Here is a 26,862-nt window from a genome sequence, read left to right on the forward strand (position 1 = left end):
CGATGGACAGCGCAGCCTCCAGCCGGTTTGCTAACTACGTATTTACCACGATTTCCTATGCCCGGCGCATGATCGCCGCCTTGTTCCCTGTCCGCCGGATGCTGGCCGGACTCGCGCTGCTCGTCGCGCTGATGTGGAGCCCGGCGGCGATGGCGCAGAATTGCGGACAGGCCGCCACGCAGGGCACCGCGCCTGCCAGCTGGCAGACCTATTGCTGGCTCAACCTCACCAATTACAACGATGCGACCGCGCGCACGGCGGCGGGCCAGAACCTCACCTTCACCCTGCCCGATGGTTCGGTGCTGAGCTTCAATGCGCGGGTGACGGGGACGACCACCGCCTACAATGCCGTCACCGCGCCATCATGGACCGGGGCGGCGATCGGCAACACCGCGTTCATGGGCATTCCCGGGCGCCCCATCCTCTACACCGCCAGCGCTGGCACGCGCACCATCACCCTGTCGAACATCACCGTCACCCCGCCCGTGGGCGCGAGCGCGACGGTCTATTCCTTCGTCGTCGCCGATGCCGAATCGACCAACCAGAGCGAAAGCCTGCGGATGACGACCAATGGCGGCGGTTGGCAATTGCTCGACGCGGTCAATCCGATCAGCGGATCGACCTTCCCGACCATCAGCGGGGTCGGGACGGGCACGGTCACCATCGGCGGACAGGCCGGCACGGTCGGGGCGCATATCCTCGGCAGCAACAGTCCCACCAGCGTCACGGTGGAGACGCAGGCGGGCGGCTTGCAGGGGGTGATGTTCGCGGTGCGCTTTGCCACCATCCGGCTCGAAACCCGGATCAACGGCGCGCGCGCGAACGCCGCCGACCAGTTCAATTACCGCATCACCTCGGCGATCACCGGCGCGACGCTCAATGGCGGGACGACCAGCGGCAGCGGCGGCGGGCCGTTCACCGCCGCGCCGCTCAACATGTCGGCCGGGCTCCCGCTCAGTCTCGCGCTCGACATGGCGGCGGGGAGCGCCAGCCCGCTTTCGGCCTATGTCAGCAGCCTGACCTGCGTGAACACCGCCGGGACAACGCGCGCCGCGCTGCCAAACAATCTCGCCGCCACCGGCACCACCATCGGCCAGCTGCAATTCGGCGAGTATCTGGTGTGCACCTATACCGTCGGCGCGCAGCCCCGGCTGCGGGTGCGCAAGGCGATGGGATCCTCGCGCCGCTTTTCCACCGACCAGTTCACCGTGCGGATCATGGAGGGCGAAACCGTGTTCGCCTCCTCCACCACATCGGGATCGAGCAGCACGATCAACAGCGGCACCGGCGATACCGGGCTGGTGCAGCTCGTCAGCGGCGTGACCTATAGCGTCGACGAGATCGGGGCAGGCACCACCAGCCTCGGCAACTACAATGCCGTGCTCGCCTGCGCCAATGCGGCCAGCGGATCGACCACCGTCCTGCCGAGCACCATCGGCGGACCGATCGTCCTGCAGCCGGGCGATACCGTAACCTGCACCATTACCAACACCCGCCGGGCGACGGCGGTGCTGGTGGTCGAGAAGTCCAGCGTGCTGATCTCCGATCCGGTCAACGGCACGCTCAATCCCAAGCTGATCCCCGGTGCGGTGGTCGAATATGCCATCACCGTGCGCAATGTCGGCATAGGACGCCCGGACACCGCCTCGATCGAAATCATCGATCTCATGCCGGCCGACATGGCCTTCGCCACGGGCACGCCGGTGACCTTCACCGACGGATCGCCTTCCAGCGGGCTGTCGAGTTTCAATGCGGCCACGATGGTCGATTTTTCGTCGAACGCGACCGGATCCGGGCCCTACACCTACACCCCGACCGGCGCCTTCGATCCGGCCGTGCGGGCGATCCGCATCACCCCCGCAGGGCGCATGAATGCTGCCAGCAGCGGCACCATCCAGCCCAGTTTCACGATCCGGTTCCGCGCGCGGGTGCAGTAGGCCGGGGCGCCGTACAGACGCAATTACGCTTATCGGGTCGCACGATTTCTTAAAGCCTTGCAGGCAATAGATCGCGGCGTGCACCCCGTTCCCCGCCTCGATGCCATTCGCAATCTCGGGCTCGACGCGATTCCCGATCGCGACCTGTTTTCGCGCATCACCCTGCTGGCGACAAGCATCCTCGATTGCCCGATCGCGCTGCTCTCGGTGGTCGAGGAGGACCGCCAATGGTTCCTCGGCAGCACCGGGGTCGACTTGCCCGAAACCCCGATTGAGGATTCCTTCTGCGCCGCCTGCGTGCTCAACGAAAGGCCGCTGCTGATCCGCGACGCCCGCGAAGATCCGATCATGGCGGACAGCGATCTGGTGACCGGGCCGCCGCATATCCGCTCCTATCTCGGCGTGCCGATCCGGGCGGACGACGGCATGGTGCTGGGAGCGCTGTGCGTCATATCGCCAGAGCCCGATGCCTTCACCCCCGATCAGGTCGCGCCGCTGGCGATGCTGGCGGAAATGGCCGAGCAGAGCCTCGCGCTCCACGCCCGCACCCGCGCGCTCAGCCTTGCCAACGCCGCGCTCCAGCAATCCACCCAGATCTTCCGGCAGGCCGAACGCGCGGTCAATGTCGGCAGCTGGCGGGTCGACATGGCCAGCGGGGATCTTGTCTGGTCCGATCAGGTCTTCGCCATCACCGGGCTCGAACCCGGCCCTTCGATCAAGGTGCGCGATGTCGTACAGCTCTATCAGCCCGAAGACCGCGCGATGGTCAGCAAGGCGATGGATGACACGCTGGTGGACGGCAAGCCGTTCATGTTCGAAACCTCGATCCGCCGCCGCGATGGCGAGCGGCGGCGCATCCGCGTGGTGGGCGAGCGGATCGATGTCGATGGCAAGCCCGAATGCGTTGCGGGCATCATCCTCGATTGCACCGAGGAACATCTGCGCAATGTCGCCCTGAAACGCGCCGCCGAGCGTGACCGGCTGACCGGGCTCTACAACCGGGCGACCTTCGACCGGCGACTGGCGCGGGCGATGCAGCGGGTGGAAAGCGAGCCGGTGACAATCGCGCTGATCGATCTCGACGGGTTCAAGGATGTCAATGACACGCTCGGCCATCTGGTCGGCGACCGGGTGCTGGAAACCATCGCGCTCCGGCTGCGCCAGCGCACCGGCTCCGGCATGTTGCTGGCGCGCTGGGGCGGGGACGAGTTTGCCCTGCTGTTCCCGCCCGCGATGCCGCTGGCGGAGGTGACGGCCTTCCTCGAAGACCTGCTCGTCGATCTCGGCACGCTGCCGCCGCTGGGCAACGCGATGCTGCGGATCGGGGCGACCTGCGGCGTTGCGCACATGACCACACCGGCGAGCAGCGAGGAGATCATGCGGCGCGCCGATCTTGCGCTCTATCGCGGCAAGGAAGAGGGGCGTGGCTCGGTGGTGTGCTGGGACCAGCAGATCGAAGCGCGCCAGTCCGATCGCCAGCGCGCCATCGCGATGCTGCGCAGCGCGCTCAACGATGGCCGCGTGCTGGCAGCCTATCAGCCGATCCTGGCGCTCGATACCGGCAAGGTCGTCTCGGTCGAGGCCCTGCTGCGGCTCGGCGGCGATGACGGCGCGATGATCCCCGCGAGCGAGGTTTTCGCCGCGCTGCTCGACCCCGAATTGTCGCGCCGGGTCAGCCGCGTGATGCTGGATCAGGTGGTCGCCGACGGGCCTGCGATCCTCGACCTGTATGGGCCGGACACGCGGATCGGGATCAACCTGTCGGAGGCCGACCTGAGGCAGGGCGATTTCGTGCGCCATCTGATCGACGTGATCGATGACAGCGACCTCACCCCGCACAATATCACCATCGAAGTGACCGAGACCATGCTGATCGACGCGGGCGGCCAGCTGCGCGCCTCGCTCGCGATGCTCGACGAATGCGGCTTCACGATCTGCCTCGACGATTTCGGCACGGGCTTTTCCTCGCTCACCCACCTGCGCGCCTTCCCGATCCACAAGGTCAAGATCGAGCGCGATTTCATCGCCGCGATCGGGGAGGATCATCAGGCACGGCTGATCATTCAGGCGATCGTGCAGATGGGCCACAGCCTGGGCCTGCGGGTGGTGGTCGAAGGGGTCGAGACCGAGGAGCAGGAGACCTTCCTGCGCGCGATCGGGTGCCGCCATGTGCAGGGCTATCGCTATGGCCGCCCCGCGCGGCTGGCGGACCTGCGCGCGCGGGCCGCCGAAGCCGAAGCCGAGGAACCCGCCCGCCGCCGGGCCTGATTCAGCGCTTCAGCTCGGCTTCTTCCGGCGCGTCACCGGCGTGGAAGATAAAGGTGACCGGGCTGGTGCCGGCGCCGATATTCACCCGGTTTTCCTGCCGCGCCCAGACATCGGTGAGGATCTGCGAATTGACCCGCAGCTGCACCGCGCCTGCCGCGGGCCCTCCGGCGGGAATCGGGATTTCCTGATAGACCCACAGGCTCCCGCCATCGATCTCGCTGCCGACGAGATCGGGGATCACGACTTCGCCATCGATCTGGAGCAGGAACCGCCGGGTGACATAGCGGGCAAAGGCCTCGCGGCTTTCTTCGCTGCCGATGATGTCGGGATTGTGGAGGTCGGCATTGCCCGTCCGCTGCACCGTAAGAGCGTGCTCGGCATCGTGCACCGGCACCTGATGCGCGATCTCGATCATCCCGGTGCGCGGGTTAGCAGCGATGGTGGTGATCGCGAATTTCTGCTGATGCGCCAGCGCCGTTCCCACCCCGAGAGGAGCGAGCACCAGCGCCAGCAGCAGCAGCCAGAAGCGCCGCATCACTTGCGCTTCTTGTCCGGCTCGGCCCCCGCCGCCTCGCCCATCAGATCACGGCTGACGCGCGACTTCGATGCCTCATCCTTGAAGGCCTCGACCCGGCTGGGGATGATGCGGCGCGGGTAGTGGTTGTTCTCGAGGTCTGCATCACCCGTCTCCCAATCGGGATCGACCACGACCTGCACCAGCTCCTTGTCTTTCGGATAGACCAGCAGCTTGGCAACCTCGCGGGAATTGCGGCGCCAGATTTCGGCCGGGATGTTGAGCTTCTCGGTCGAACCGTCCTTGAAGGTGAGGCCGAGGATGATCGGCATCACCAGCCCGCCCTTGTTCGAGAAGTTGAGGACGTAGTAATTCGCATCCTCCTTCACCGCGCGCTCGAACGCCTGACGCTCCCACGCCTGCAACCCGTCGAGGAAATCGGTGTAGCTTTTCTTGTCCTTGGGCGTGACGGTGAACTGGTCATTCTTATCGTAGAAATCGGTCACGCCGGGGTTTTCGAGCACCCAGATCGGCAGGCCCTGCTGCTCGTTGATCTGGATCCCGATCGGGGTCGGCTCGTCCGCCGCTTCCCGGCGGCGGCGCGGCAGGTCGATGTCGGGATTCTTCGTGTCCATCTTGAGGCGGTAGATCGTGTCGAGGCTGATATCGACGTGATCGGTGGTGTAGAACCACCCGCGCCAGAACCAGTCGAGATCGGTGCCGCTGGCTTCCTCGATGGTGCGGAAGAAGTCGGCGGGCGTCGGGCGCTTGAACTTCCAGCGGCGCGCATATTCCTTCAGTGCGAAATCGAAGCGCTCGCGCCCGATTACGGTGTCGCGCAGCACGTGATAGGCCGCGCTCGGCTTGCCATAGGCGTTCGAGCCGAGATCGGTGATCGAATCCGATTGCGTCATGATCGGCTGCTGGTTGTTCGACACCATGTAGGGCACCAGATCGCGCGCGAGGCTGCGGGTCCAGGGCATGTTCGGATCCCACTCGTAGCCCGCGACCGAATCGAGGAAGGAGTTGAGCCCTTCGTCCATCCAGGTCCACTGGCGCTCGTCCGAGTTCACGGTCATCGGGAAATAGATGTGCCCGACCTCGTGGATCACCACGCCGACGAGGAACATCTTCTCCGCCAGCGAATAGGTGCGGCTGCCATCCTTGTTCAGGGTGGTGCGCGGGCCGTTGAAGGTGATCATCGGATATTCCATCCCGCCGACCGGCCCGTTGACGGACTGCGCGACCGGATAGGGATAGTCGAAGCTGAAGCGCGAATAGACCTTCATGGTGTGGACCACGGCGGCGGTGGAATACTTCTTCCACAGGTCGCCGCCTTCCTTGGGCCAGAAGCTCATCGCCATCACGGTCTCGTGCTCGGCGCCGGGCTGCTTGTGGCCTTGCGCGTCCCACATGAACTTGCGGCTGGAGGCCCAGGCGAAATCGCGCACGTTCTGTGCGGCGAAGCGCCAGGTCTTGGTGCCGCGCGGATTGCCCGCTTCGGCGGCGGCGGCTTCCTGCGGGGTGACGATGAACATCGGCGCATCGGCGTTCTTGGCTGCTTCCAGCCGCTGGCGCTGGGCTGCGGTGAGCACCTGATCGGGGTTCTGGATCGTGCCGGTGGCGGCGACGATGTGATCGTCGGGCACGGTCAGATCGACCGTGTAGTCCCCGAATTCGAGCGTGAATTCACCCCGGCCCAAGAACTCCTTGTTGTGCCAGCCTTCGTAGTCCGAATAGACCACCATGCGCGGGAACCACTGCGCGAGCAGGAAAATGTCGTTGCCGCCCTTCCGCGGATCGTCGGGGAAATGTTCGTAGCCCGAACGCGCGCTGACCGCGTCTTCCTCGACGATGTTGAACGCCCAGTCGATCGCGAACTCGACGCTCTGCCCCGGCGCAAGCGGTTCGGGCAGGTCGATGCGCATCAGCGTGCCGACGATGGTGTGCGGCAGCGCGGCGCCGTCCAGCAGGGCCACCCGGGTGATGTCGTAGCCGTAGTCGTTATCGGCCATCGCCTGCTGGCGGCGCAGCTCTTCCATCGAAAGCTTGGTTGGCTCGCTCCCCGAACCCAGCGTGACCTTGGGCCCGCGCCGGCCGGGGCCGCCGAAGGCATCGGTCAGCTCGGCCATCGAATCGCGCTTGAAGATATTCTGGTCGAGCTGCATCCACAGCCACGGCAGCGCATCGGGCGAGTTGTTGGTGTAACGCACCGTCTCGCGCGCGGTGATGCGGCGACGGGCCTCGTCGAGCTCGGCTGCGATCGTGTAATCGACCTTCTGCTGCCAATATTCATGCCCCGGCGCGCCGCTGGCGTTGCGGTAGGTGTTGGCGTCGGGCAGCACCTCGTCGAGCTGGCGGAACTTGTCCTCGTAATTCCCCTTGGTCTGCTGAATGCCCTGCGCGGCGGCGGGAACGGCAAAAAACAGGGCGGCGACAAACAGCACGAAACGCAAGGGCGTTCTCCGGGTATGAGTGGCAGGCGGGTTTGAGAGCGCAAAAGCGCGGGTCATGCAACCCGTTATCCTGCCAAGGTGCGCAATTTCATGTCGTGCATGGCATCGCGGACACTTTTGTCCTAGGTCGCGCAGGCGATGACCTCTCCCGACTGGCAAGCCCTGCACGAAGCCGCCTGCGCGCGCGGAGAGAGCACCTATCGCGATCCCGAAACCGGCTACACCGTGTTCACGCGGCTCGCCCATCTGGAGCGCGGCAGCTGCTGCGGGTCGGGTTGCCGCCATTGCCCTTACGATCACGAAGCCGTACCGCACGGCCGCTGATTCACCGGAGATTTTGCTGATGAAAACCCGCGCCGCCGTTGCCTTTGAAGCGAAGAAGCCGCTCGAAATCGTCGAGCTCGATCTGGAAGGCCCCAAGGCCGGCGAGGTGCTGGTCGAGATCATGGCGACCGGCATCTGCCACACCGACGCCTATACCCTCGACGGGTTCGACTCCGAGGGCATCTTCCCGAGCGTGCTGGGCCACGAAGGCGCAGGCATCGTGCGCGAAGTGGGAGCAGGCGTCACCAGCGTGAAGCCGGGCGATCACGTGATCCCGCTCTACACGCCGGAATGCCGCCAGTGTAAGTCGTGCCTCAGCGGCAAGACCAATCTGTGCACCGCGATCCGCGCGACGCAGGGCAAGGGGCTGATGCCCGACGGCACCACGCGCTTTTCCTACAAGGGCCAGCCGATCTACCACTACATGGGCTGTTCGACCTTCTCGAACTTCACCGTCCTGCCCGAAATCGCGGTCGCCAAGATTCGTGAGGACGCGCCGTTCCAGAGCGCCTGCTACATCGGCTGCGGTGTCACCACCGGGGTCGGCGCGGTGACCAACACGGCAAAAGTGCAGGTCGGCGACAATGTCGTGGTGTTCGGCCTCGGCGGGATCGGCCTCAACGTCATTCAGGGTGCGCGGCTGGCGGGGGCGAACCTCATCATCGGGGTCGACATCAACCCCGACCGCGAGGAATGGGGCAAGCGCTTTGGCATGACCCACTTCCTCAATTCCAAGGGCATGAGCCGCGAGGAGACCGTGGCCAAGGTGGTCGAAATGACCGATGGCGGGGCGGATTACACCTTCGATGCCACCGGCAACACGGACGTGATGCGCACCGCGCTCGAAGCCTGCCACCGCGGCTGGGGCACCTCGGTCATCATCGGCGTGGCCGAAGCGGGCAAGGAAATCGCCACCCGTCCGTTCCAGCTGGTGACGGGGCGCAACTGGCGCGGCACGGCCTTCGGCGGCGCCAAGGGGCGGACGGACGTTCCCAAGATCGTCGACATGTACATGACCGGCAAGATCGAGATCGACCCGATGATCACGCACGTGATGGGGCTCGAGGAGATCAACACCGCCTTCGACCTGATGCACGAAGGCAAGTCGATCCGCTCTGTCGTCGTGTTCTGATGGAGACCGTCTCGCAAGTCCGCAGCCACGGCGGGACGCAGGGCGTCTACACCCACGCCAGCATCGCGACCGGCACCGGCATGACCTTCGCGGTGTTCGTGCCGGACCATGCGCCGGGCGCGAAGCTGCCGGTGCTGTGGTATCTCTCGGGCCTCACCTGCACCCATGCCAATGTCATGGAAAAGGGCGAATATCGCGCAGCCTGCGCGCGGCATGGCGTGATCTTCATCGCCCCGGACACCAGCCCCCGCGGCGAGGATGTGCCCGATGATGAGGCTTACGATTTCGGCAAGGGCGCAGGCTTCTATCTCGACGCCACACAGGAGCCGTGGGCGCAGCACTACCGGATGCGCAGCTATATCGAGGACGAACTCCCCGCGCTGATCGCCGCGAACTTCCCCGCCGACATGGCGCGGCAGGGGATCACCGGCCATTCGATGGGCGGCCACGGCGCGCTCACCATCGGCTTGCGCAATCCGGACCGGTTCCGCTCGGTCAGCGCCTTTGCCCCGATCTGTGCGCCTTCGCAGGTGCCGTGGGGCGAGAAGGCTTTCAGCCGCTATCTCGGCGAGGATCGCGCGGCTTGGGCGCAGCACGATGCAGTCGCGCTGATCGAAGGCGGCGCGCGGCTTCCCGACCTGCTGGTCGATCAGGGCACCGCCGACAATTTCCTCACCGAACAGCTGCGCACGCCACTGCTCGAAGCCGCCTGCGAGGCGGCTGGCATCCCCGCCGATATCCGGATGCAGGAGGGTTACGACCACTCCTATTTCTTCATTTCGACCTTCATGGCCGATCACATCGCCTGGCACGCCGCAAGGCTTGGTTAACCCGCTGGTTACACCGTAACTTTATGATCCGCGCCTAAGCCGGAATCGGCGCCGGAACAGGTCATGTACGAAAGCAGGATTGCAGCGGACCGGTTGACGGTCACGGCGGTGGAGGGCTTCCCGCCTGAAATCGACGCGCTCGCTGCCCGCAACCTTGCCGGACACAGCTTTCTGCGCGCCGCATGGTATGCCGCGCCCGCGCCGAAAGCAGGCCGCACGCTGCTGCTGCGGCGCGAAGCGGATGGAGCGCTGCTTGCCGCAATTCCCACCATCCCCTTCGGCCCGGCCATGGCCCGCGCGCGCAAGGTGCCGGGGTCCTATTGGCCACTTCGCAGCCCGCTGATCGCGCCCGATTGCACCGCGGTGGAGCTCGCCCATGCGCTCGACCGCAGGCTCAACCGCGAAGTCGCCCGCAGCCTCGGTCCGGTGTGGCGCGTCGGCCCGGCGCGCGCCGACGGCCCGGCCACCACCCTGCTGATCGCCGCTGCCCAGCTTGCGGGCTGGAGCGTGCTCGCACGCCCGGCGGGCACGAGCTGGGTGATCGACCTCGCCGCCGCCCGCACGCGCGGCTGGCCAAGCGCCGCCAGCGCACGCAAGCTGCGCGCGGCGTGGCGCAAGCTCGAAGCCCTCGGCACCCCGCGCTGGCGTCATGTCCGGGGGGCGGAGTGGAACAGCGGCGTGCTGGAGAATCTCGGCCGGATCGAAGCGCAAAGCTGGATCGGCCAGACCACCGACGGCAGCGGCGCGAAGTTCATGACCCCCGCCCAGCGCGCCGTGTGGCAGAATGCGCTCGGCGATCCCGTGCTCGCCGAAAACCTCTCCGCCACGATCCTGCTGCTCGATGATCGCCAGGTCGCCTTCAGCTTCGATCTCGATGACGGCGCGGTGCAATATGGCATCGCCGGAAGCTATGCCGACGACCTCAAGCACCTCGGCATCGGCAGGCTCGCCAATTACCGCGCCGTCGCGGACGCCATCGCCGAGGGGCAGAGCGTCATGGACCTCGGCGTCGGCGATACCGGCTACAAGCGGATGATGGGCGCGGTGGCGGGCTATGACATGGTCGATCTGCTGTTCGTGCACAGCGGCACGGCGGCTGCGCTGCTGGCGAAGGCGTGGGGCCCTGCCCTGCCCGCCCCCTCGCCCGCCACACTGGCGATCACGCCGGAACAGGCCGCGCATGGCTGAAGCCGATCCCGATCTGCTCGGCGCCCCGCCGCTCTCGCCGGTCCAGGCCCCGCCTTCGCTCGCCGCGCAGGTGCGATCGGCGGTGATCTGGCGTTCGGGCAGCCAGGTGCTGACCCAGATCGTCTCATGGTGTTCGACGCTGATCGTCATCCGCCTGCTCGCCCCGCAGGATTACGGGCTGTTTGCGATGGCGCAGGTGATGCTGGTGCTGCTCAGCACCATGAACGGCTGGGGGCTGGCGAGCGCGCTGATCCGCGAGGAGCACGTCTCGGAGGAACGGCTGCGGCAGGCCTTGGGGATGCTGATCCTGCTCAATTTCGGCCTGTCGCTGACCCAGTTCCTCGCCGCGCCGCTGGTGGCGCTGTGGTTCGAGGAGCCGATGGTGGCGCAGCTCTTGCGGGTGCAGGCGCTGCTCTATCTCGCGGTGCCCTTTACCGCGCTGTCCCACGCGATTCTTGCGCGGCGGATGGATTTCCGTCGTCCGGCGCAGGTGCGTCTGGCTGCGGCGGTGGTGGGGGCGGGCACGGCGCTCACCGGCGCGCTGAGCGGCTGGGGCGTGTGGACGCTGGTTGCCGCGCCGATGACGATGCTGCTGACCGAGGCGGTCGGCATGACCAGAGCCGCGCGCGCGCCGATCCGCCCGAGCTTCCGCTTCGCCGGCGCGGGCCACATCGCGGGCTTCGGCGGGGTGATGACGGCGACGCAGATCTTCTGGTTCGTGCAGAGCCAGGCCGACGTGATGATCGCCGGACGCGTGCTCGATCCGCATTCGCTGGGCGTTTACACCACCGGGCTGTTCCTGGCGCAGCTGCTCGCCTCCAAATTCGTGCCGCCCATCAACGAGGTCGCCTATGCCGCCTATTCGCGCCAGCAGGGCGAGGGGCAGGGCCAGCTGATCGCCCCGGCGCTGCTTGCCACGGTGCGGCTGGTGATGCTGGTCGCCCTGCCCGCCTATGCCGGGATCGCCGTGGTCGCTCCGGTGCTGGTGCCGGTCTTGCTGGGCAGCCAGTGGCTCGAGATCGTGCCGCTCCTGCCGATCCTGTCGGCGGCGATGGCGATGATGACCCTGCAAATCCTGTTCGCGCCCGCCACCAATGCCAGCGGGGTGCCGATGGCGGCGCTGAGGATCACGATGATCGGCAGCGTGGTGATGCCGGGCGCGTTCTTCATCGGCTCGCATTTCGGGCTGACCGGCTTTGCCTGGGGCTGGGTCGGCGGGATGGCGGTTCTGATGCTGGCGACGGTGCGGCTGTCGGGCCGGATCATCGGCGTCACCATCGGCGGCCTTGTCCGCGCGATCCTGCCGCCGCTCACCGCCGCGCTGGCGATGGCAGGCGGGGTGGCGCTGCTGCTCGCCGTGCTGCCGCCGCTGCCCGATATCGCCGCGCTGGCGCTGGCGGTGGTGCTGGGCGTGGGCCTCTATGGCGGCGCGCTCCACCTGATCGCGCCCGATCGTCTGGCCGAGGCGCTGCGATTTGCCCGCAACCGCAGCCACGCGGACGAGGCTGCCGAAGCGCTCCCGCTGGCCTGAGGCCGCCCCGCCCCCCCTGTCAAAGCTGTGCAATTGACACCCCGGGCGCGATGCTCTTGTGACGGGGGATGAGCAGCGCCCGGCCCGATCCCGTCACCCGTTTCTACCCCACCGGCGGCATCGCGCTGGCGGTGCACGAATGGGCCTCGCACGGCGACGGAGTGCCGCTGGTCTTCGCCCATGCAACGGGCTTTCATGGCCGGGTGTTCGACGCGATTATCGCGCGCTTCCCCGATCACCCCGCCTACGCCATCGACCTGCGCGGCCACGGCCAGTCGCGCGCCGGGCCGATCGACGACTGGCGGATAGTGGCGCGCGATGTCGGCGAGTTTCTGGCGCAGGCGGGCCTGTCGGGCGCGGTCGGCATCGGCCACTCGATGGGCGCACACACGCTGCTGCAAGTCGCCGCCGACGCGCCGGGGCGCTTTGCCCGGCTGGTGCTGTTCGATCCCGTCATCCTCGCGCCGGAATATTACGCGGCGGCAGAAACGGCCTTCACCGCCGACAACCCCCACCCCGCGATCCGCCGCAAGCGCGATTTCGCAAGCGCCGAGGCGATGATGGAGCGCTTCCGGGCGCGCGACCCCTACGACCTGTTCGACGTCCGCGTGTTCGAGGATTACTGCCGCCACGGCCTCGTCCCCGCTGCATCGGGAGAGGGCATCGAGCTCGCCTGCACGCCCGAGGTCGAAGCCAGCGTCTATGCCTCCAGCCGCAGCAACGGCGCAATTCTGGAAGCGGCGCGCGCGGTCGAGATTCCGGTGCTGGTGGTGCGCGCGCGGCAGACCAATCTGACCGATTTCAAAAGCTCGCCGACCTGGCCTGAACTCGCCAGAATACTGCCACAGGGGACCGACCTTCACCGCCCCGACATGACCCATTTCCACCCGTTTCAGGATCCGGCGGACGCTGCGCGGATCATTGCGGGCTTTATCGAAGATTGATGATGTTCCTGCAATGTTTCACGTGAAACATTTCAGCCGATTCACCCTGTCGCCGTAAGCAGATCTCCGATATCGCCGCGGATGCGCATCAGCGCGCCCGCCTCGGCCTGCCGGATATTGTCGGCGATCTGTCCCGCCAGCCCACCGTAAAACGCCTTGAGGCTTGCGCCCAGCGGGTGTCCGGGCGCGACCGATCCGGCGAGCCACAGCATGATCGTCTGCGCGCGGGTCAGCGGCTCGCGCGGGACCGGCGCGCCGCGTTCCAGCGCGATCAGCGCATGGCCGATCGCTGCCTGCGCCTCTTCCAGACAGATCCGCGTGAGATCGGCCCCGCCCGACGCCTCGATCCGCGCTTCGAGCGCGACGCGGCGATAGGCGGCGGCGGGGTTGCGGCTGAGCATCTGCATCACTGGCGCTCCTTACCGATCCCGCGCCGACCAGATGTCGACCTGCTGGCGCAGGAAATCGAGCGTCGTCTGCGAGGCCGCGACCCGCCGTTCGGACGCGGTGAACTGGCGTGTCAGACGCTCGCGCAGGGCCTCCTGCTGCTCGGCGATGTCGGAGAGGCGCTCGGCACTGGCGGCCAGCTGGCTTTCGTAACGGCGCAGCGATCCGCCCAGCGTGCCGGGATCGCTGATCAGGCTGTTCTCGCGCGCGAAGCGGTCCATCGTGGCGAACACGCCTGTGACCCCGGTGGTGAACATCGCCGCGACCGCATCGGGCGTGGTCTCGAGCGCACGGGTCAGCCGCGCGCTGTCGAGCCGGAAGGTGCCGTCGCGGTTAAGCGCGAGCCCGAGATCGGCGAGCGTGCGCGGCTCGTCCCCGGTCGCGCCGGGCATCACCACCCGCGCCGAAAGGCCCGACAGATCGCGGCGCAATTCGCGCGCGCCGGGGTCATTGCCAAGCTCGCCCCCGATCGGTGCGGCGAGATCGGCCACCTGGCCGACGATATCGTTGAGCGCGGCGACGAAGTCTTCCATCACGCTGGTGATCGCAGCCGAACTGGTGCCGAAGCTGAGCGTCGTCGGCGCGCCGATGTTCGTGCCGGTAAGGTCGAGCGTGAAGCCGCCCGGCAGCCCGGTAATCCGGTTGGTCGGACTGGTCATCGCCACCCCGTCCAGCGTCAGCGCGGCATCGCGCGCGGTCTGCTGCAATTGGGTGGTGTTGGTCGCCGGGCTCCAGCCGAGATATTCGAGATCGCCTGCCACCGCGCCGCCGCCCGCGCCACTCGCTTCGAGCACGAAGCCGTTCGCCGCGCCCTCGCGCCCCTTCATCACCAGCTGCGCGCCGCCGGTGCCGGTGGCGACATAGGCCTGCACATCGCCGCCGGTCGCCTGCGAAATCTTGCTGGCGAGCGTGGCGAGCGTGTCGGTGGCGGTTACGGTAATGTCGATACCCGCGCGCGCCGCGTCGGGGGCGAAATTCGTGCCGTCGACGGTGCCGAAGCGCAGCGTCAGCGTGCCCTCGCCCACCAGCGCGTCGCGGCTGGCGAGCGGGCGCGAGAGCAGCGTCTGGCTGCGCGCAAGCTGTGTGACCTCGAGGCTGAAGCTGCCGCGCGGGGCAAGCCCGGCGGGCACGCTCACACGCGCAACGGCAGGGTTCGCCAATTCGCCGCGCGGGGCGAGATCGCCGGTGCGCACCCGGTCACCCAGCGCTGCGGCCAGTCCGGTGACGGCGCTGCGCAGCTGCGCGGCGGCAGAGACCTGCGCCTCCAGCGCGCTTTGCCGCGAGGTGATCTGATTGCGCTGGGCGGCAAAGGTCGCATCGGAAATGTCCGACGCGAGCTTGATGAAATCGACGCCGCTGCCAGCGCCGAGCGCGGAGATGATCGAGGAGCCTGCGGTTTCCATGTCGGTCAGAACGTCGCAGGGCGAGGATGTTTAAGCATGGTTTTGCGGCCTCCCGTCGCCATCAAAACGCAGGCCCTCGGGCACCTCGACCAGCGGGCGGCGCGGGCGCTGGCCGCGCTTCAATGCCAGCACGAAAGCTACCAGCGAAGCGAGCGCGACATAGAGCTCCTCGCGCACCATCTGGTTGGGGCGCGTGGTGAAATAGACCGCGCGGGCGAGGGTCGGATATTCCAGCACCGGCAGCCCCTGCTCGGCCGCGATCTCGCGCATCGCGAGCGCGGTCTCGCCCCGGCCCTTGCACAGCAGCAGCGGAGCGGGCGCGCGGGCGGGGTCATAGGTCAGCGCCACCGCGAAGTGCAGCGGGTTGACGATCACGAACTGCGCCTCCTGCATCGCCTTGGCCACGCCCCCGCGCGCCAGATCGCGCTGGCGCTGGCGGCGTGCGCTCTTCATCTCGGGCGAGCCTTCGGACTGCTTGTTCTCCTCCTTCATCTCCTGAAGGCTCATCTTCAGGCGCTTGTCACGCTCGATCTGGCGGCGCAGGATTACGCCGTGCTGATGGGGGGCGTGAGCATCGCGCGCGGGAGCGTGCGCCCCGGCAAGCTGCTCGCCATCGACGCGGGCGACGTGCGCCCCGGCCACGGTCTCACGGGCGAGCCGACCCGCGATCCCTCCTTCGATTGCCCCGCGCTGTGGATCGCACCCGCCGCGCGCGATCATGCCGTGGCCGAGGGCTTCTTGGTTGTCGACCCGGCCTCGGTCATCGCCACCCACGCCAATCAGGCCTTGCTGGCCGAAGCGCACCAGCTGCTCGGCCCGGACGAGGTGCGCGACTGGGTGGAAGGGCTCAAGGCCCGCAGCCCCGCGCTGGTCGAGGCGGTGACGCCCGACCCGCTGCCGCTGCCCGCTCTGACCCGCACCCTGCGTGCGCTGCTGGCCGACGGGATCGGCCTGTCGCACCCGCAACCGCTGTTCACCTCGCTGGCGCTTGCGCTCCAGACCACCACCGATTTCGACGCGGTGATCGACGCTGTGCGCGCCGACCTTTCGGCGCGGCTTGTGGCACGCATCGTCGGCCCGGACGAGGCGCTGAAGGTCGTCACGCTCGATGCGGGGCTCGAAGCCGCGATCCTTGGCGGGATGGTCGATCCGGCCACCGGACAGCCGCTGATCGAGCCCGATTGCGGCAGCATGATCCTGCGCGAAGTCAACGCCGTCGCCGATGCGGAGCGCAGCCCCATCGCGCTGATCGTCCAGCCGCCCGCCCGCCGCGCGCTCGCCGCGCTGCTCAAGACCCGCGCGCCGCGCTGTCTAGTGCTGTCCATCGCCGAACTGCCCGCGGCCCAGCCGATCGCCGTCGTCGGCACGATCGGCGCGCCGGCCGAGGCCCCCGCCCTCGCCGCGCCGGAGGGGATGGCCGCATGAAGCACGATCACGCCGGTTTCGCTCACCCTGCCCCCTATGCCCCGTCGCGCGCCGAGGTCGAAGACCGCGTACGCCGTTTCCTGCCGCTGGTGCGCCGCACCGCCTGGCACATCAACGGGCGCGGGCGCGAGGGGCTGGAGATCGAGGATCTGGTGCAGGCCGGAATCCTCGCGCTCACCGAATGCGCCCAGCGCCACGCCGGGCCGACCGAGGACGGCTTTGCCGCCTATGCCAAGATCCGGGTGCGCGGCGCGATGCTCGACGAGGTGCGCCGCGTCGCGCACGACAGCCGCACCGCCCGCGCAAGGCGATCGGGCTACGAACGCGCGCTTGCCGCGCTGCGCGGGTCGCTGGGGCGCGAGCCGAGCCGCGCCGAGATCGCGCGCGCGATGGATGTCTCCGACGCCGAACTGCTCGCCATCGAAGCCTCGGGCGTGCGGTTGACCCCGATCGAGGATGCCTATGACGAGACCAGCCTTGCCTTCGCCAGCGACGATCCAGACCCGTTCGAGGCGCTGTGCGCGTCCGAAGACCGCGAGCGGCTGATCGCTGCGATGGTGCAGCTGCCCGACCGGCTGAAGCTGGTGCTCCAGTTGTTCTTCGTCGAGGAGCTCAACCTCACCGAAATCGCCGCGGTGCTCGAAGTCAGCGTGCCGCGCGTCCACCAACTGCGCGCCAAGGCGCTGAAGGATCTGCGCGGGCTGCTGGAAGCCTCTTAAAATTTAAGCCCGTAAGCCTTGTAGGTTGCCGCCAGCGAGGGGCGCATCTTCAGCGCCAGCGCGATCTCGTCCTTGCCTGCCGCATCGCCCATCTCGCGCCGGATGATCCCGCGCAGCAGGCGCGATTCGACCTGACCGGGCTCGGCCAGCAGCGCCGCGTCGATATCCGCCTTGGCCGCCGCGAGATTGCCCAGCCGCAGATGCGCCAGCGCCCGGCTGTCGAGCGCGACCGAGGGGTTTTCGCTTTTTTCGACCGCGAGCGTGCAGGTCTCGAGCCGCGCAGCATCGACCTTGGCCCAGATCGCCGCCTGCCAACAGGCAGTGTTGAGCAGCGCGCCATCGGTGGGCCGCTGTGCCACCAGCCCGTCGAGCAGATCGAGCGCTTCCTCGCTCGCACCCTGCCAGCCCAGCGCGGTCGCCATCACCTGCACGCCTTCGCTGCGTTCCTTGGTGAGCGCGTCGAAATCCTCGGCCAGCACCACCCCGTCCGCCGGTCGGCCCAGCAGCGCGAGCAATTCGATCTGATCGTAATAGGTCGAACCATCGGGTTGCAGCGCCTCGGCCTCTTCCAGATCGGCGAGCGCGCCCGCCATGTCGCCCAGTTCGCGCAGCAGCCCCGCCCGCGCGAGGCGCAAATCGCGCGAATCCGCGATGGCCATCGCCGCCTCGACATCGGCGAGCGCGCCGGTGTGATCGTAGATCGCGCTGCGGAAGGCGGCGCGGCTGAGCAGCGGATAGGCATCATCCGGCTTGGCGCGGGCGACGGCTGTGTCATAGAGTGCCTCGATCGCGGAGAGGCGCGCGCGGTCCTTGCCGAAATATTCCCACGGCTCGCGCACGTCGCCCGAGGTTCGCAGCACCGGCAATTGCCGCTCGAAGCGATTGAGATCGCGCCGCGCGGTGCCGATCGCGGCGGCGGGGAGCTCCTCGTCGCGCGTGCGCATCGATTGCGTCACCACCAGCCGTCGCCCGTCCAGCTTCGCTTCCGACGCGACCTCGACCCCGCCGATGGTCGCGCTGACCGGCGCGGTGCTCCCTTGGAGCGATACCCCGTCGAGATCGTCGGGAAGCAGGATCTCGGCGCTGCTGGTATTGTATTCCGGCCCGTTGAGCGTGACCGGGATCGCTCGCCATGCCGCCCGTGTCCGATCCGCCGGGAAGCCGACCGCGCGCGCGGCCTGCGCGGGCGGTTCGAGCCGGTAACCCTTGCCGTCCCGCTCCCACGCGCTGTCGATGATCCCGCGTGCGGTGATCGTGGCGATGCCCTTGTCCGCGTCATAGCGGATCGCGTGGTCGATCACCTGCACCTCGCCGATCACCTGCCCGGCCTCGGCGCTGACGGCGGCCTTGCGCATCTCGTCGGTGCCCTGATCGGCAAAGCTGCGCCAGAAGGCGCCCATCGCGCCACGATATTCGACCGTCAGATCGAAGGTGCCCGGCACCAGCAGCCCGGCGCTGTGATCCAGCGCCACGCGCACCGTCCGGTCGGGCGTCGCCTGCACCCGCGTGTCGAGCGGCATCAGCTCCGCCCCGTCCATCCGCAGCGGCAGGGCGTGGAAGAAGCGCGGCACTTCGTCGATGGTGTCGATCCTGACGCCCGAGGTGGTGCCATCGAGCCAGTAATTCGTGCCGCCGATTACCGCGCGCACGATCACATGGTCGAAATTGCCCGGCATCGGCACCAGCCCCGGCAGCGCATCGCCGCCCTGCGTGCGCACCAGCGTCGCCTCGGCCTCAATCCCCAGCTCGCGCAGGATGGTGAGCAGCAGCAGCGATTTGGCCTTGCAATCGCCGAAGCGCTTCTCCCACGTCTCTTCCGGGCTCTGCGGGATGTAATTGCCGCCCGCCATGCCGTTCATCAGATAGCTGATATCGTCCTGCACCAGCCGCAGGGCGAGCGAGGCGCGGGTCAGCGGATCGGGGCTGGCCGCGGCAATCCCCGCGATCCGCGCGGCAAGCTCTCCGCCCGGCGTGACCTTGCCTTGGGTGGCATAATGCGGGGCGTGGTTGCGCGAGACCGCCGCGTAATCGGCATAGGTCGACACCTGCATCAGCTCCCCGATCTGGAAGCGCGCGGGCGCATCGCCGGGCATCTCGTCGCCCTTGGGGGCGGGCAGCACGGCGGTCCAGGTGAGGAACCCGTCCTTCGCCACCGGATCGGCCACCACCGCCTTGCCGAATTTCAGCCGGGTGACGGGCAGAGTCTCAGGCCACGAGACCGAGACGCGGCCTTTTTCCAGCGGGAAGGGATCGGCCAACAGCCCGGCCTGCCACTGCACATGCTCGCCCATCGCCTGATCGGACAGGGTGATGGAGTAGGACAAGCGCAGCACATCGCCCAGCTTCGCCCCCGGCACCGCCATCGTCGCGGTCAGCGCCCCGCTGACGAGGCGGCTTTCGAGCCCCGCCTCACGCCGCAGCACCTCGAACTGCGCGCCGCCCGCCAGCACGTCGATCACCGCGCCCTTGCGGATCAACTCGACCCGGTGGACGATCAGATCGCCCTTGTCGGGCATCCAGCTCGCCTGAAGCGTGCCGAACTGGGTGAGCGCCTCGGGCGAATCGAGTGCGATCGCGGTGTCGGCATAGGTGGTGAGCCGCCCTTCCTCGATCAGCGCCTGCTGGTCGAGCAGCACGATCACCGCCTTCGACCCCGCCGCGCGCGCCGCCACTGGGGCGACTTCGACCCAGGCGGGGGTGGCATCGTAGAGCACGGTCTCCCCGGCATGAGCCGCCACACTGGCGGTCCCCGCAAGCAAGGCGGCGGCGAGATAGCGCATCGAAAGTCCCCCTGAAATCAGGCACACAGACTAGCGGGAGCCAGAGATATTGCTAGGGGTCACAGCGGGTTGGGCGTGTCGCAGGGCACGATTTTCGGGGAAGTGGGACATCGGGGCCATGCTGCGCGTGATCACCAACAATTTCGCGGTGCTGACGGTGCTGGGCGTGGCGCTGGCATGGGTCTGGCCGGAAGGTTTCACCTGGATGACCGACGGGCGGATTTCGTTCGCGGGCCAGCCGCTCTTGAGCCTAGCGCTGGGCACGATCATGCTGGCGATGGGCCTGACGCTCAGCTTCGAGGATTACCGCGCCCTCGCCCGCCTGCCGCGCGCGCTGCTGGCAGGGGTGGGGCTGCAATTCGTGGTGATGCCGCTGTCGGGCTTCGCGATTGCGCGGGCGCTGGCGCTGGAGCCGGGGCTGGCGGTGGGTCTCATTCTGGTGGCCTGCTGTCCCGGCGGAACAGCGTCGAACATCGTCGCCTTTTTGGCGCGCGGCAATGTCGCGCTGTCGGTGGCGATGACCATGGCCTCGACGCTCGCCGCCGTGGTGCTGACCCCGCTGCTGACGGGGTGGCTGGCAGGGGCTTACGTGGCAATCGACCGCTGGAACCTGCTCCTCCAGATGGTGAGTGTGGTGCTGCTGCCCGTGGTTCTGGGGACGCTCTTGAACCGCCTGTTCCCGCGCGCCGCCGAGCGGGTCGGCGCGGTGCTGCCGCTGGTGGCGATCGTGCTGGTGATCCTGATCGTCGGCGGGATCGTCGGCGGAGCAAAGGCGCAGATTGCGGAGCACGCCGGGGTGCTGTTGCTGGCGACCTTTCTGCTGCACGCGATGGGTTTCGGGCTGGGCTATGTGCTCGCCCGCTGGCTGGGGCTGGGCGAGATTGCGGCGCGGACGATCAGTATCGAGGTGGGGATGCAGAATTCGGGCCTCGGTTCAGGCCTCGCCAAAACCCCCGCCTTCGCCGCGCAATTCGCCGATATCACGCAAGCCGCGCTCGCCCCGGTGCCGGCGGCGATTTCGGCGGTGTGGCACGTGCTGATCGGGAGCCTGCTTGCGGGCTGGTGGCGGCGGCGCTCCTAGCCCCCTTTTGTCATTCCCGCGAAAGCGGGAACCCAGAGCTCGTTTCGCCAAGTGCCGCTCTGGGTCCCCGCTTTCGCGGGGATGACAGGTGTTACGAAAACATCCCCCGCTTCGGCCCGAGATAGCCGAACAGATAGGCCCCCACCTTGCGCATCTGGATCTCCTCCGAGCCTTCGGTGATCCGGTAGCGGCGGTGGTGGCGGTAGATGTGCTCGAACGGCTTGTGCCGCGAATAGCCGATGCCGCCGTGGACCTGCATCGCGCGGTCCGCCGCCTCGCACACCAGCCGGTTCGCCCAGTAATTGCACATCGAGACCTTGTCCGAGATGGTCCGCTCGATCTGTTCGTGGGGCATGTTGTCCATCTCCCACGCGGTCTTGAAGATGAGGAGGCGCAGCATCTCCGCCTGCGTCGCCAGCTCCACCAGCGGGAACTGGATGCCCTGATTGCGCGCCAGCTCCTCGCCGAAGGGCTTGCGTTCCCGCGCATATTTCACGCTCTCGTCGATGCAATAGAGCGCCGCGCCGCAGCTTGAGGCGGCCTGCCGGATGCGGTTCTGGTGAACGAAGCTTTGCGCCAGAGCGAGGCCGCGGCCTTCCACGCCGAGGATCGCGCTATCGGGCACCCAGACATTGGTGACGCTGAGGCGCGGGTGGTCGGTGGGCATGTTGAAGGTCCACATCCACTCCTCGATCTTGAGTCCCTCGGTGGGGTTGGGAACGAGGAAACAGGTGATCCCGCTCGCGTCCCCCGCCTTGCCGCTGGTGCGCGCAAACATCGCGCAGTGGGTGGCGACGTGCATCCCGGTGATCCACATCTTCTCGCCATCGATCCGCCAGCCGTCGACCCCGTCGCGGGTCTCGCGCACGGCGACCGTCTCCATATGGGTGGCGTCCGATCCGTGGTGCGGTTCGGTGAGGCCGAAGGCGACGCGCCGGGTGCGCTCGAAGCCGCCGAGGATGAATTCGGCCTTCTGTTCGTCCGTCCCCCACTGGTCGAACATGGCGACGAAGGGGAAGTTGCCGACGATCGAATGCTCGTTCTGCAAGTCGTTGTGGAGGCCGAGGCCCATCCGCGCAAAGTGTTCGCGGATCACCGCCATCCAGAGGTTGCTGCCGTCCTTCCCGCCATAGCGCTTGGGGGCAGAGAAGCGCCAATGGCCCGCCTTGTCGGCGCGGCGGGTGGCTTCCTTGAGCAGTTCCTCCCACTCGTGCCGAGGGAGCCCGCCGCCTTCGAAGTCCGTGCGCGCATATTCGCGGCGGTGATCGAAGAAGCGGATGTTGTCGTCTTGGCTCTCAAGCGGCTTGATCTCGGCGGCGATGAAGGCGTCGAGTTCGTCGAGATAGGCAGCCAAGTCGGCGGGGATGGCGAAGTCCATGTCTATTCCTCAATCTTCCAAAGCGTTCTTGCCGCCGCGAGAGCCGGGTATTTCGGGACATCCGCCCTCAGCTTTTCGAATGCCGCCCTTCGAAGCTCGGACAGCACGCCTTCAGTTTCCAGCGAAGCCCTCCCGGCGAGCAGAGCCTTCGCGCCGAGAGCATCGCTGGCGTGTGCCCCGAGTTCGATTGACCGGGTGACGATTCCCAAAGCGTTGCGGGCGACGGCAAGCTGGAACCGGTCGTGACCCGTCAGCTTGTCCTTGAGAGTGGCCAACCATTCGGAAACGGCAATTGCCATTTCTACGTCATTGGCCTCGCCAGTTGGTTGGATAGTCCAGTCGTTGAGGACAACAGGCCGCGCCCTTTCCGCCTCCGGCGCATCCTCCTCTAGCAACAGCAGCAGATCGAGTTCCTGCTCGCTCGTCCGGCGCGAGATCACCACGCGTTCGAGCATCCGATCCGCGCCCGAGCGCCATTGCGCGGCCATCTTGAGACATCCGAGCGCCCACCACACGGTGCGGTAGATCGTCCAGAAGCGGAAGCGCGCGGGATCGACTTTCGTGCCGCTCTCGGCTTCGTAGGCGGCGAGGTAGCCCTCGACCCGCCCCAGCCCCAGCGCCGGGCGGTCATACCGGGCGAAGCGCCACACGGCCATGCAGCCGAACGCCAAGTCCTCGTGCGGGTCGCCGAAATGGGCGAGTTCCCAATCGAGCACGCCGGTCAGCCGCGAGCCTTCGACCAGCAGATTGCCCATCCGGTAATCGCCGTGGTTTAGGACGGGTTCGACCTGCGAAGGGCAATTGTCCTCCAGCCACTTGAGGCCGAGCGCGATGATCGGGCGATCCCCGCCCGCCTCCATGAACTGCGCCTTGAGATCGGCAATCGCGGCGCGGTAATCCATCACCGGCACGCCTTCCGGCACATCGGACTGCCGCAGCGAGTGGATGCGGGCGAGGTCGCGGGCAATCTGCCGCAGCAACCCATCGGGATCGTCGCATTGCAAGATGATCTTAGGATCAGCCGTCCCCGGCAGCGCGCGCATGACGAAGCCCGAGCCGAGCCCGTCGCCCTCGTCCAGCACCGCCACCACTTCCGGCGCGGTCACGTCCGCTAAGCGCGCCGCTTCGATCAGCGCGGCTTCGACCGCGTGCCCGTAAGGCCGCCCCTCCATGAAGGCGAGGCTCGGCGCGCGGCGCAGGACGTAGTCGGAGCCGCCAGCGGAAAAGCGCCAGCTTTCCATCACCGCCCCGCCCGTCAGGCGCTGCGGCTCTCCCGTCAGCGTGCCAAGCCCTACGCGGGCGCACACCCGCGCAAGGCCCGCCGTCAACGCATCCGGCGCGATCACCCGATCTGCTTGCGCATCCGCTTGGCCCGGCTGGCGGGATTGGGGTGGGTCTGGAGCAAGGCAATCCCGCCCCCGCCGCCCATCGCCGCAAGCTTGTCCATCGCGGTGGCGCAGGCCATCCGGTCATAGCCATTGGCGGCCATGAAGGTCATCGCGTAGTCATCGGACTGCGTCTCGGCAGCCTGCGAGTGCTGGGCATACATCACGTTCTGGATCAGCCCGCCCAGCCGCGAATCGGCGATGCGCCGCACCCCGCCGCTGGCCGTGCCCGCCACGCTCAGCGCGGCATCCTGCTGCAGCGCGCGCTTCAGCCGCTTCTGCCCGTGTTCGAGCTTTACATGGCCGATCTCGTGCCCGATCACGCAGCGCACCTCGTCATCGGTGAACTTGTCCATCAGGCCCGAATAGACCCGCACCGTGCCATCCCCCATGGCGAAGGCGTTCACCTCGTCGACGAGATAGGCCTGAATGTCGAGCGTCAGCCCGTCATAGCTGTCCAGCCCCTTGGTCAGTTTGGCGAGCCGGACGGCGTGGGGGCTCTTGGCAGGCGCAAGCGGGTTCTGCCGGTCCATCTCGTCGGACATCTGGCCGAAATAGGCAACGATCTCGGCATCCGAGACGGTCGCGGCCTGTACGACCTTCTTCCCCGCCCCGAGCAGGTCACCCATGCTCTGCGCATCCGCCGGGGCGGCCGGGGCCAGCAGCATGGCCCCGGCCAGTCCGGCGATGGCAAGCCCCGGCACGGCAGCGGTCAACAGTCTGATTGCATTACGCATGATGATCCCTCCCTGTGAGTGCACGGTGCCTGCCACAGACTCGTTTATCAAGCCGGAACATTGTCCTTCTTGACGGTGATCACCTGCGCGTAGGTGAACTCCTTGAGGCCTTCCTTGCCGTATTCGGCGCCGAAGCCCGACTGCTTGTGCCCGCCGAAGGGCGCGAAGGGCGAGAGGTGGAGATATTCGTTGATCCACACCGTGCCGGTTTCAAGCTGCTCGGCGATTGCGACGCCCTTTTCGGGGTTGCCGGTCCACACCGCACCGGCGAGGCCGTAGTCGGAGTTGTTGGCGCGGCTGATCACCTCTTCTTCCGAAGAGAACTTCATCAGCGGCATGACCGGGCCGAACTGTTCCTCGGCTACAATGCGCGCGTCTTCCGGCGGGTTGTCGAGGATGGTCAGCGGCACGAAGTAGCCGGTGCCGCTCGGATCGACATTGCCGCCCAGCAGGAACTTGTAGCCGTTCGACTTGGCATCCTCGATCAGCTCGAGCACGCGCTCGTACTGCTTCTTGTTCTGGATCGGGCCAACGCCGGTGCCCTGCTGCGCGCCGTCGCCAACGGTGACGGTTTTGGCATATTCGACGATCGCGGCGCTGAGTTCATCATAGATGTCCTCGTGGATATAGACGCGCTTGGCCGCGACGCAGATCTGCCCGGCGTTGGAGAAGCTCGACCAGAACAATTGTTCGGCGACCTTCTTGGGATCGGCATCAGGAAGCACAATCGAGGCATCGTTGCCGCCGAGTTCGAGCGTGATGCGCTTCAAGTCCGCGCTCGCGCCTTCCATGATCTTCTTGCCCGTCGCGGTCGATCCGGTGAAGGTGATCTTGTCGATATCCGGGTGGCTGGTCATCAGCGGGCCGAGATCATCCTCGCCGGTAATGATGTTGACAACACCGGCGGGCACCTGGTCCGCGATCAGTTCGGCGATGCGCAGCGTGGTGAGCGGGGTGAAGGGCGAGGGCTTGAGCACGATGGTGCAGCCCGAAAGCATCGCGGGCGCGATCTTCTGGATCGCCATCATGACGGGGAAGTTCCACGGCACGATCCCGGCGACCACGCCCACCGGCACGCGGCGGGTGCGGCTGAGGCGGGTGTCGCTGTCCTCGTTGATCTCGTCATCGAGGCTGAGGGTGGACTGCGCCGCGCTCATCGCGGCAGCACCGTAGATTTCGCCCTTGGCCTGATCGTGCGGTTTGCCCTGTTCGCTGGTGAGCAGGCGGTAGAGCTCCTCGGCATTGGCCTTGATCGCGCCCGAGATCGCCTGGATCGCGGCGCGTCGTTCGTCGATGGGGGTGTTCTTCCACGTCTTGAAGGCGGCGCGCGCGGCGGCGACCGCCTCGTCCAGCTCGGCCTTGCCGCAGGCCGGGACTTGGCCGATCACCTGCTCGGTGGCGGGGTTGACGACATCGAGCATCCGGTCGGTCGTGACCATCTTGCCGTTGATGAGGTTCTTGTACTGGGTGACCATTATGTGTCCTCTCTCGTCCTCTGATTGGGGGAGTCGTCTCACTCCCGCGCAAACTGGCGCGCGCGCTGCCAAAACGCAATCGCGGCTGTGGCGGCGAGTGTAGGCGGCGCGGCGGCGCGTGGCGACTGGCGATTGCGCTATTGCTGCGCGCGGCTATGGATGCGCGCAACAAGATATCCCGGAGGAGAGCCGCAATGTCCGATACCCGCCCCGATCTGGTGATTTACGGCAGCCCGGTGTCGCCCTTCGTGCGCAAGGTTGCGGCCCTATGCAGCGAGAAGGGCGTCGCCTTCGAGACCGAAAATGTGGACATCTTCAACCCGCCGCCGTGGTTCCGTGACATCTCCCCGATGAAGCGCATCCCCGTTCTGCGCGACCGTTCGATCGCGGAGGAAGGCGCTGCGGGCACCATCGCCGATTCGTCGGCGATCTGCGCCTATATCGAGAAGAAGCACCCAGCCCCGGCGTTCTATCCGGCCGAGGCCTATGCCCACGGGCGCGCAATCTTCATTGAGGAATTCGCCGATACCAGCGTGGCGATGGCGGGGGGCATGGGGATCTTCCGGCCGATCTTCTTCAGCATCCTGCAAGGCAAGGAGCCCGATCTCGAAAAGGCGCGCAAGAGCTGGGCGGAGGATATGCCGCCGCTGCTCGCATGGCTCGACGGCGCGATCGGCGAGAGCGGGTTTTTCGCCGGCGATGCCCTGTCGATCGCCGACATCGCGGTCGCTTGCGTGCTCGCACAGGTGGCGCTGGTGGCCGAAATGCCGCTGGGCGCCTACCCCGCGCTTTCGGCGCATTACGACCGCATCAGCGCGCGGCCATCGCTGGCCGGGCCCTTCGCAAAAGCCGAGGCCTTTGTGCGCAAGGCCTTGCCCACGCCCTTCGACCTGACCTAAGGCGTTGAG

At 67.2% G+C, this 26,862-nt stretch carries 22 protein-coding genes; 12 read left to right on the forward strand and 10 right to left on the reverse strand.

The features are described from left to right. Positions 1 to 2 precede the first annotated feature (2 nt). Both E2E27_RS00400 and E2E27_RS00405 read left to right on the forward strand, forming a co-directional pair. Positions 3 to 1,937: a CshA/CshB family fibrillar adhesin-related protein gene (locus E2E27_RS00400; RefSeq protein ID WP_141456952.1), complete on the forward strand. Its 1,935-nt coding sequence runs from the start codon at positions 3 to 5 to the stop codon at positions 1,935 to 1,937. 78 nt (positions 1,938 to 2,015) lie between these two features. Continuing rightward, positions 2,016 to 4,205, forward strand: a complete 2,190-nt coding sequence (locus tag E2E27_RS00405; RefSeq protein ID WP_181443505.1) for a putative bifunctional diguanylate cyclase/phosphodiesterase — start codon at positions 2,016 to 2,018, stop codon at positions 4,203 to 4,205. Between the two features lies 1 nt (position 4,206). Here E2E27_RS00405 and E2E27_RS00410 read toward each other — a convergent pair whose 3' ends face one another. Both E2E27_RS00410 and E2E27_RS00415 read right to left on the reverse strand, forming a co-directional pair. Next, the gene (locus E2E27_RS00410) at positions 4,207 to 4,740 is read right to left on the reverse strand and encodes a DUF6702 family protein (RefSeq protein WP_141456956.1); all 534 of its coding nucleotides are present in this window, start codon (positions 4,738 to 4,740) and stop codon (positions 4,207 to 4,209) included. Further along, the gene (locus E2E27_RS00415; protein WP_181443506.1) at positions 4,740 to 7,232 is read right to left on the reverse strand and encodes a M1 family aminopeptidase; all 2,493 of its coding nucleotides are present in this window, start codon (positions 7,230 to 7,232) and stop codon (positions 4,740 to 4,742) included. The genes E2E27_RS00410 and E2E27_RS00415 overlap by 1 nt, the downstream gene beginning before the upstream one ends. An 81-nt stretch (positions 7,233 to 7,313) precedes the next feature. Between E2E27_RS00415 and E2E27_RS00420 the strand changes: the two genes are divergently transcribed. From E2E27_RS00420 to E2E27_RS00445, 6 genes are all read left to right on the forward strand, one after another. Further along, on the forward strand, positions 7,314 to 7,499 hold the full coding sequence (locus E2E27_RS00420) for a C1orf53 family protein (protein WP_141456958.1): 186 nt from the start codon (positions 7,314 to 7,316) through the stop codon (positions 7,497 to 7,499). A 19-nt stretch (positions 7,500 to 7,518) separates the two neighbouring features. Continuing rightward, positions 7,519 to 8,631, forward strand: a complete 1,113-nt coding sequence (locus E2E27_RS00425) for an S-(hydroxymethyl)glutathione dehydrogenase/class III alcohol dehydrogenase (RefSeq protein WP_141456960.1) — start codon at positions 7,519 to 7,521, stop codon at positions 8,629 to 8,631. Then, the gene (gene fghA, locus E2E27_RS00430; RefSeq protein WP_141456962.1) at positions 8,631 to 9,461 is read left to right on the forward strand and encodes an S-formylglutathione hydrolase; all 831 of its coding nucleotides are present in this window, start codon (positions 8,631 to 8,633) and stop codon (positions 9,459 to 9,461) included. The genes E2E27_RS00425 and fghA overlap by 1 nt, the downstream gene beginning before the upstream one ends. Positions 9,462 to 9,524: 63 nt before the next feature. After that, positions 9,525 to 10,649 carry a GNAT family N-acetyltransferase gene (locus tag E2E27_RS00435; protein ID WP_141456964.1) on the forward strand — a complete coding sequence of 375 codons (1,125 nt, stop codon included), beginning with the start codon at positions 9,525 to 9,527 and terminating at the stop codon, positions 10,647 to 10,649. Continuing rightward, on the forward strand, positions 10,642 to 12,180 hold the full coding sequence (locus tag E2E27_RS00440; RefSeq protein WP_141456966.1) for a lipopolysaccharide biosynthesis protein: 1,539 nt from the start codon (positions 10,642 to 10,644) through the stop codon (positions 12,178 to 12,180). Before E2E27_RS00435 ends, E2E27_RS00440 begins: the two co-directional genes overlap by 8 nt. Positions 12,181 to 12,248: 68 nt before the next feature. Beyond that, on the forward strand, positions 12,249 to 13,124 hold the full coding sequence (locus tag E2E27_RS00445; protein ID WP_141456968.1) for an alpha/beta fold hydrolase: 876 nt from the start codon (positions 12,249 to 12,251) through the stop codon (positions 13,122 to 13,124). 41 nt (positions 13,125 to 13,165) lie between these two features. Here the strand turns inward: E2E27_RS00445 and E2E27_RS00450 are convergent, their stop codons facing one another. The 3 genes from E2E27_RS00450 to E2E27_RS00460 are packed head-to-tail and all read right to left on the reverse strand — an operon-like array spanning position 13,166 to position 15,481. Then, positions 13,166 to 13,531, reverse strand: coding sequence for a hypothetical protein (locus tag E2E27_RS00450; protein WP_141456970.1), 366 nt, complete (start codon positions 13,529 to 13,531; stop codon positions 13,166 to 13,168). 12 nt (positions 13,532 to 13,543) lie between these two features. Then, positions 13,544 to 14,974 carry a flagellar filament capping protein FliD gene (fliD, locus tag E2E27_RS00455; RefSeq protein ID WP_141456972.1) on the reverse strand — a complete coding sequence of 477 codons (1,431 nt, stop codon included), beginning with the start codon at positions 14,972 to 14,974 and terminating at the stop codon, positions 13,544 to 13,546. Between the two features lie 30 nt (positions 14,975 to 15,004). Beyond that, positions 15,005 to 15,481 carry an EscU/YscU/HrcU family type III secretion system export apparatus switch protein gene (locus E2E27_RS00460; RefSeq protein WP_234036126.1) on the reverse strand — a complete coding sequence of 159 codons (477 nt, stop codon included), beginning with the start codon at positions 15,479 to 15,481 and terminating at the stop codon, positions 15,005 to 15,007. A 51-nt stretch (positions 15,482 to 15,532) separates the two neighbouring features. On the opposite strand from E2E27_RS00460, the gene E2E27_RS00465 reads away from it, so the two are divergent. Continuing rightward, complete coding sequence (locus E2E27_RS00465) at positions 15,533 to 16,399, forward strand: FHIPEP family type III secretion protein (RefSeq protein WP_234036279.1); 867 nt, start codon at positions 15,533 to 15,535, stop codon at positions 16,397 to 16,399. After that, positions 16,396 to 17,118 carry a sigma-70 family RNA polymerase sigma factor gene (locus tag E2E27_RS00470; protein WP_141456978.1) on the forward strand — a complete coding sequence of 241 codons (723 nt, stop codon included), beginning with the start codon at positions 16,396 to 16,398 and terminating at the stop codon, positions 17,116 to 17,118. The genes E2E27_RS00465 and E2E27_RS00470 overlap by 4 nt, the downstream gene beginning before the upstream one ends. On the opposite strand, the gene E2E27_RS00475 is transcribed toward E2E27_RS00470, so the two are convergent. Then, positions 17,115 to 19,898: a DUF3857 domain-containing protein gene (locus E2E27_RS00475; RefSeq protein ID WP_141456980.1), complete on the reverse strand. Its 2,784-nt coding sequence runs from the start codon at positions 19,896 to 19,898 to the stop codon at positions 17,115 to 17,117. The two genes, E2E27_RS00470 and E2E27_RS00475, sit on opposite strands and share 4 nt — an antisense overlap. Before the next feature lie 118 nt (positions 19,899 to 20,016). On the opposite strand from E2E27_RS00475, the gene E2E27_RS00480 reads away from it, so the two are divergent. Then, positions 20,017 to 20,979 (forward strand): bile acid:sodium symporter family protein, encoded by a 963-nt coding sequence (locus tag E2E27_RS00480; RefSeq protein WP_141456982.1) that lies wholly within the window; start codon positions 20,017 to 20,019, stop codon positions 20,977 to 20,979. Between the two features lie 91 nt (positions 20,980 to 21,070). Here the strand turns inward: E2E27_RS00480 and E2E27_RS00485 are convergent, their stop codons facing one another. Genes E2E27_RS00485 through E2E27_RS00500 form a run of 4 tightly spaced genes read right to left on the reverse strand, consistent with a single transcriptional unit; the run spans position 21,071 to position 25,954 of the window. Next, positions 21,071 to 22,357, reverse strand: coding sequence for an acyl-CoA dehydrogenase family protein (locus E2E27_RS00485; RefSeq protein WP_141456985.1), 1,287 nt, complete (start codon positions 22,355 to 22,357; stop codon positions 21,071 to 21,073). 2 nt (positions 22,358 to 22,359) lie between these two features. Next, positions 22,360 to 23,703, reverse strand: coding sequence for a phosphotransferase (locus E2E27_RS00490; RefSeq protein ID WP_141456987.1), 1,344 nt, complete (start codon positions 23,701 to 23,703; stop codon positions 22,360 to 22,362). Further along, positions 23,700 to 24,479 carry a M48 family metalloprotease gene (locus tag E2E27_RS00495; RefSeq protein WP_199799085.1) on the reverse strand — a complete coding sequence of 260 codons (780 nt, stop codon included), beginning with the start codon at positions 24,477 to 24,479 and terminating at the stop codon, positions 23,700 to 23,702. The genes E2E27_RS00490 and E2E27_RS00495 overlap by 4 nt, the downstream gene beginning before the upstream one ends. A 47-nt stretch (positions 24,480 to 24,526) precedes the next feature. Beyond that, positions 24,527 to 25,954, reverse strand: a complete 1,428-nt coding sequence (locus E2E27_RS00500; RefSeq protein ID WP_141456989.1) for an aldehyde dehydrogenase family protein — start codon at positions 25,952 to 25,954, stop codon at positions 24,527 to 24,529. 194 nt (positions 25,955 to 26,148) lie between these two features. On the opposite strand from E2E27_RS00500, the gene E2E27_RS00505 reads away from it, so the two are divergent. Further along, complete coding sequence (locus tag E2E27_RS00505; RefSeq protein WP_141456991.1) at positions 26,149 to 26,853, forward strand: glutathione S-transferase family protein; 705 nt, start codon at positions 26,149 to 26,151, stop codon at positions 26,851 to 26,853. The last annotated feature ends 9 nt before the right edge of the window (positions 26,854 to 26,862 follow it).

This window comes from Porphyrobacter sp. YT40 (assembly GCF_006542605.1).
Classification (GTDB): domain Bacteria; phylum Pseudomonadota; class Alphaproteobacteria; order Sphingomonadales; family Sphingomonadaceae; genus Erythrobacter.

What these genes read in the sequence shown, in the direction of transcription:
- E2E27_RS00400 (WP_141456952.1), top strand. Translation starts at nt 3, where the DNA reads ATGGACAGCGCAGCCTCCAGCCGGTTTGCTAACTACGTATTTACCACG.
- E2E27_RS00410 (WP_141456956.1), bottom strand. Translation starts at nt 4,740, where the DNA reads ATGCGGCGCTTCTGGCTGCTGCTGCTGGCGCTGGTGCTCGCTCCTCTC.
- E2E27_RS00415 (WP_181443506.1), bottom strand. Translation starts at nt 7,232, where the DNA reads ATGACCCGCGCTTTTGCGCTCTCAAACCCGCCTGCCACTCATACCCGG.
- E2E27_RS00420 (WP_141456958.1), top strand. Translation starts at nt 7,314, where the DNA reads ATGACCTCTCCCGACTGGCAAGCCCTGCACGAAGCCGCCTGCGCGCGC.
- E2E27_RS00425 (WP_141456960.1), top strand. Translation starts at nt 7,519, where the DNA reads ATGAAAACCCGCGCCGCCGTTGCCTTTGAAGCGAAGAAGCCGCTCGAA.
- fghA (WP_141456962.1), top strand. Translation starts at nt 8,631, where the DNA reads ATGGAGACCGTCTCGCAAGTCCGCAGCCACGGCGGGACGCAGGGCGTC.
- E2E27_RS00435 (WP_141456964.1), top strand. Translation starts at nt 9,525, where the DNA reads ATGTACGAAAGCAGGATTGCAGCGGACCGGTTGACGGTCACGGCGGTG.
- E2E27_RS00440 (WP_141456966.1), top strand. Translation starts at nt 10,642, where the DNA reads ATGGCTGAAGCCGATCCCGATCTGCTCGGCGCCCCGCCGCTCTCGCCG.
- E2E27_RS00445 (WP_141456968.1), top strand. Translation starts at nt 12,249, where the DNA reads ATGAGCAGCGCCCGGCCCGATCCCGTCACCCGTTTCTACCCCACCGGC.
- E2E27_RS00450 (WP_141456970.1), bottom strand. Translation starts at nt 13,531, where the DNA reads ATGCAGATGCTCAGCCGCAACCCCGCCGCCGCCTATCGCCGCGTCGCG.
- fliD (WP_141456972.1), bottom strand. Translation starts at nt 14,974, where the DNA reads ATGGAAACCGCAGGCTCCTCGATCATCTCCGCGCTCGGCGCTGGCAGC.
- E2E27_RS00460 (WP_234036126.1), bottom strand. Translation starts at nt 15,481, where the DNA reads ATGAGCCTTCAGGAGATGAAGGAGGAGAACAAGCAGTCCGAAGGCTCG.
- E2E27_RS00465 (WP_234036279.1), top strand. Translation starts at nt 15,533, where the DNA reads ATGGGGGGCGTGAGCATCGCGCGCGGGAGCGTGCGCCCCGGCAAGCTG.
- E2E27_RS00470 (WP_141456978.1), top strand. Translation starts at nt 16,396, where the DNA reads ATGAAGCACGATCACGCCGGTTTCGCTCACCCTGCCCCCTATGCCCCG.
- E2E27_RS00475 (WP_141456980.1), bottom strand. Translation starts at nt 19,898, where the DNA reads ATGCGCTATCTCGCCGCCGCCTTGCTTGCGGGGACCGCCAGTGTGGCG.
- E2E27_RS00480 (WP_141456982.1), top strand. Translation starts at nt 20,017, where the DNA reads ATGCTGCGCGTGATCACCAACAATTTCGCGGTGCTGACGGTGCTGGGC.
- E2E27_RS00485 (WP_141456985.1), bottom strand. Translation starts at nt 22,357, where the DNA reads ATGGACTTCGCCATCCCCGCCGACTTGGCTGCCTATCTCGACGAACTC.
- E2E27_RS00495 (WP_199799085.1), bottom strand. Translation starts at nt 24,479, where the DNA reads ATGCGTAATGCAATCAGACTGTTGACCGCTGCCGTGCCGGGGCTTGCC.
- E2E27_RS00500 (WP_141456989.1), bottom strand. Translation starts at nt 25,954, where the DNA reads ATGGTCACCCAGTACAAGAACCTCATCAACGGCAAGATGGTCACGACC.
- E2E27_RS00505 (WP_141456991.1), top strand. Translation starts at nt 26,149, where the DNA reads ATGTCCGATACCCGCCCCGATCTGGTGATTTACGGCAGCCCGGTGTCG.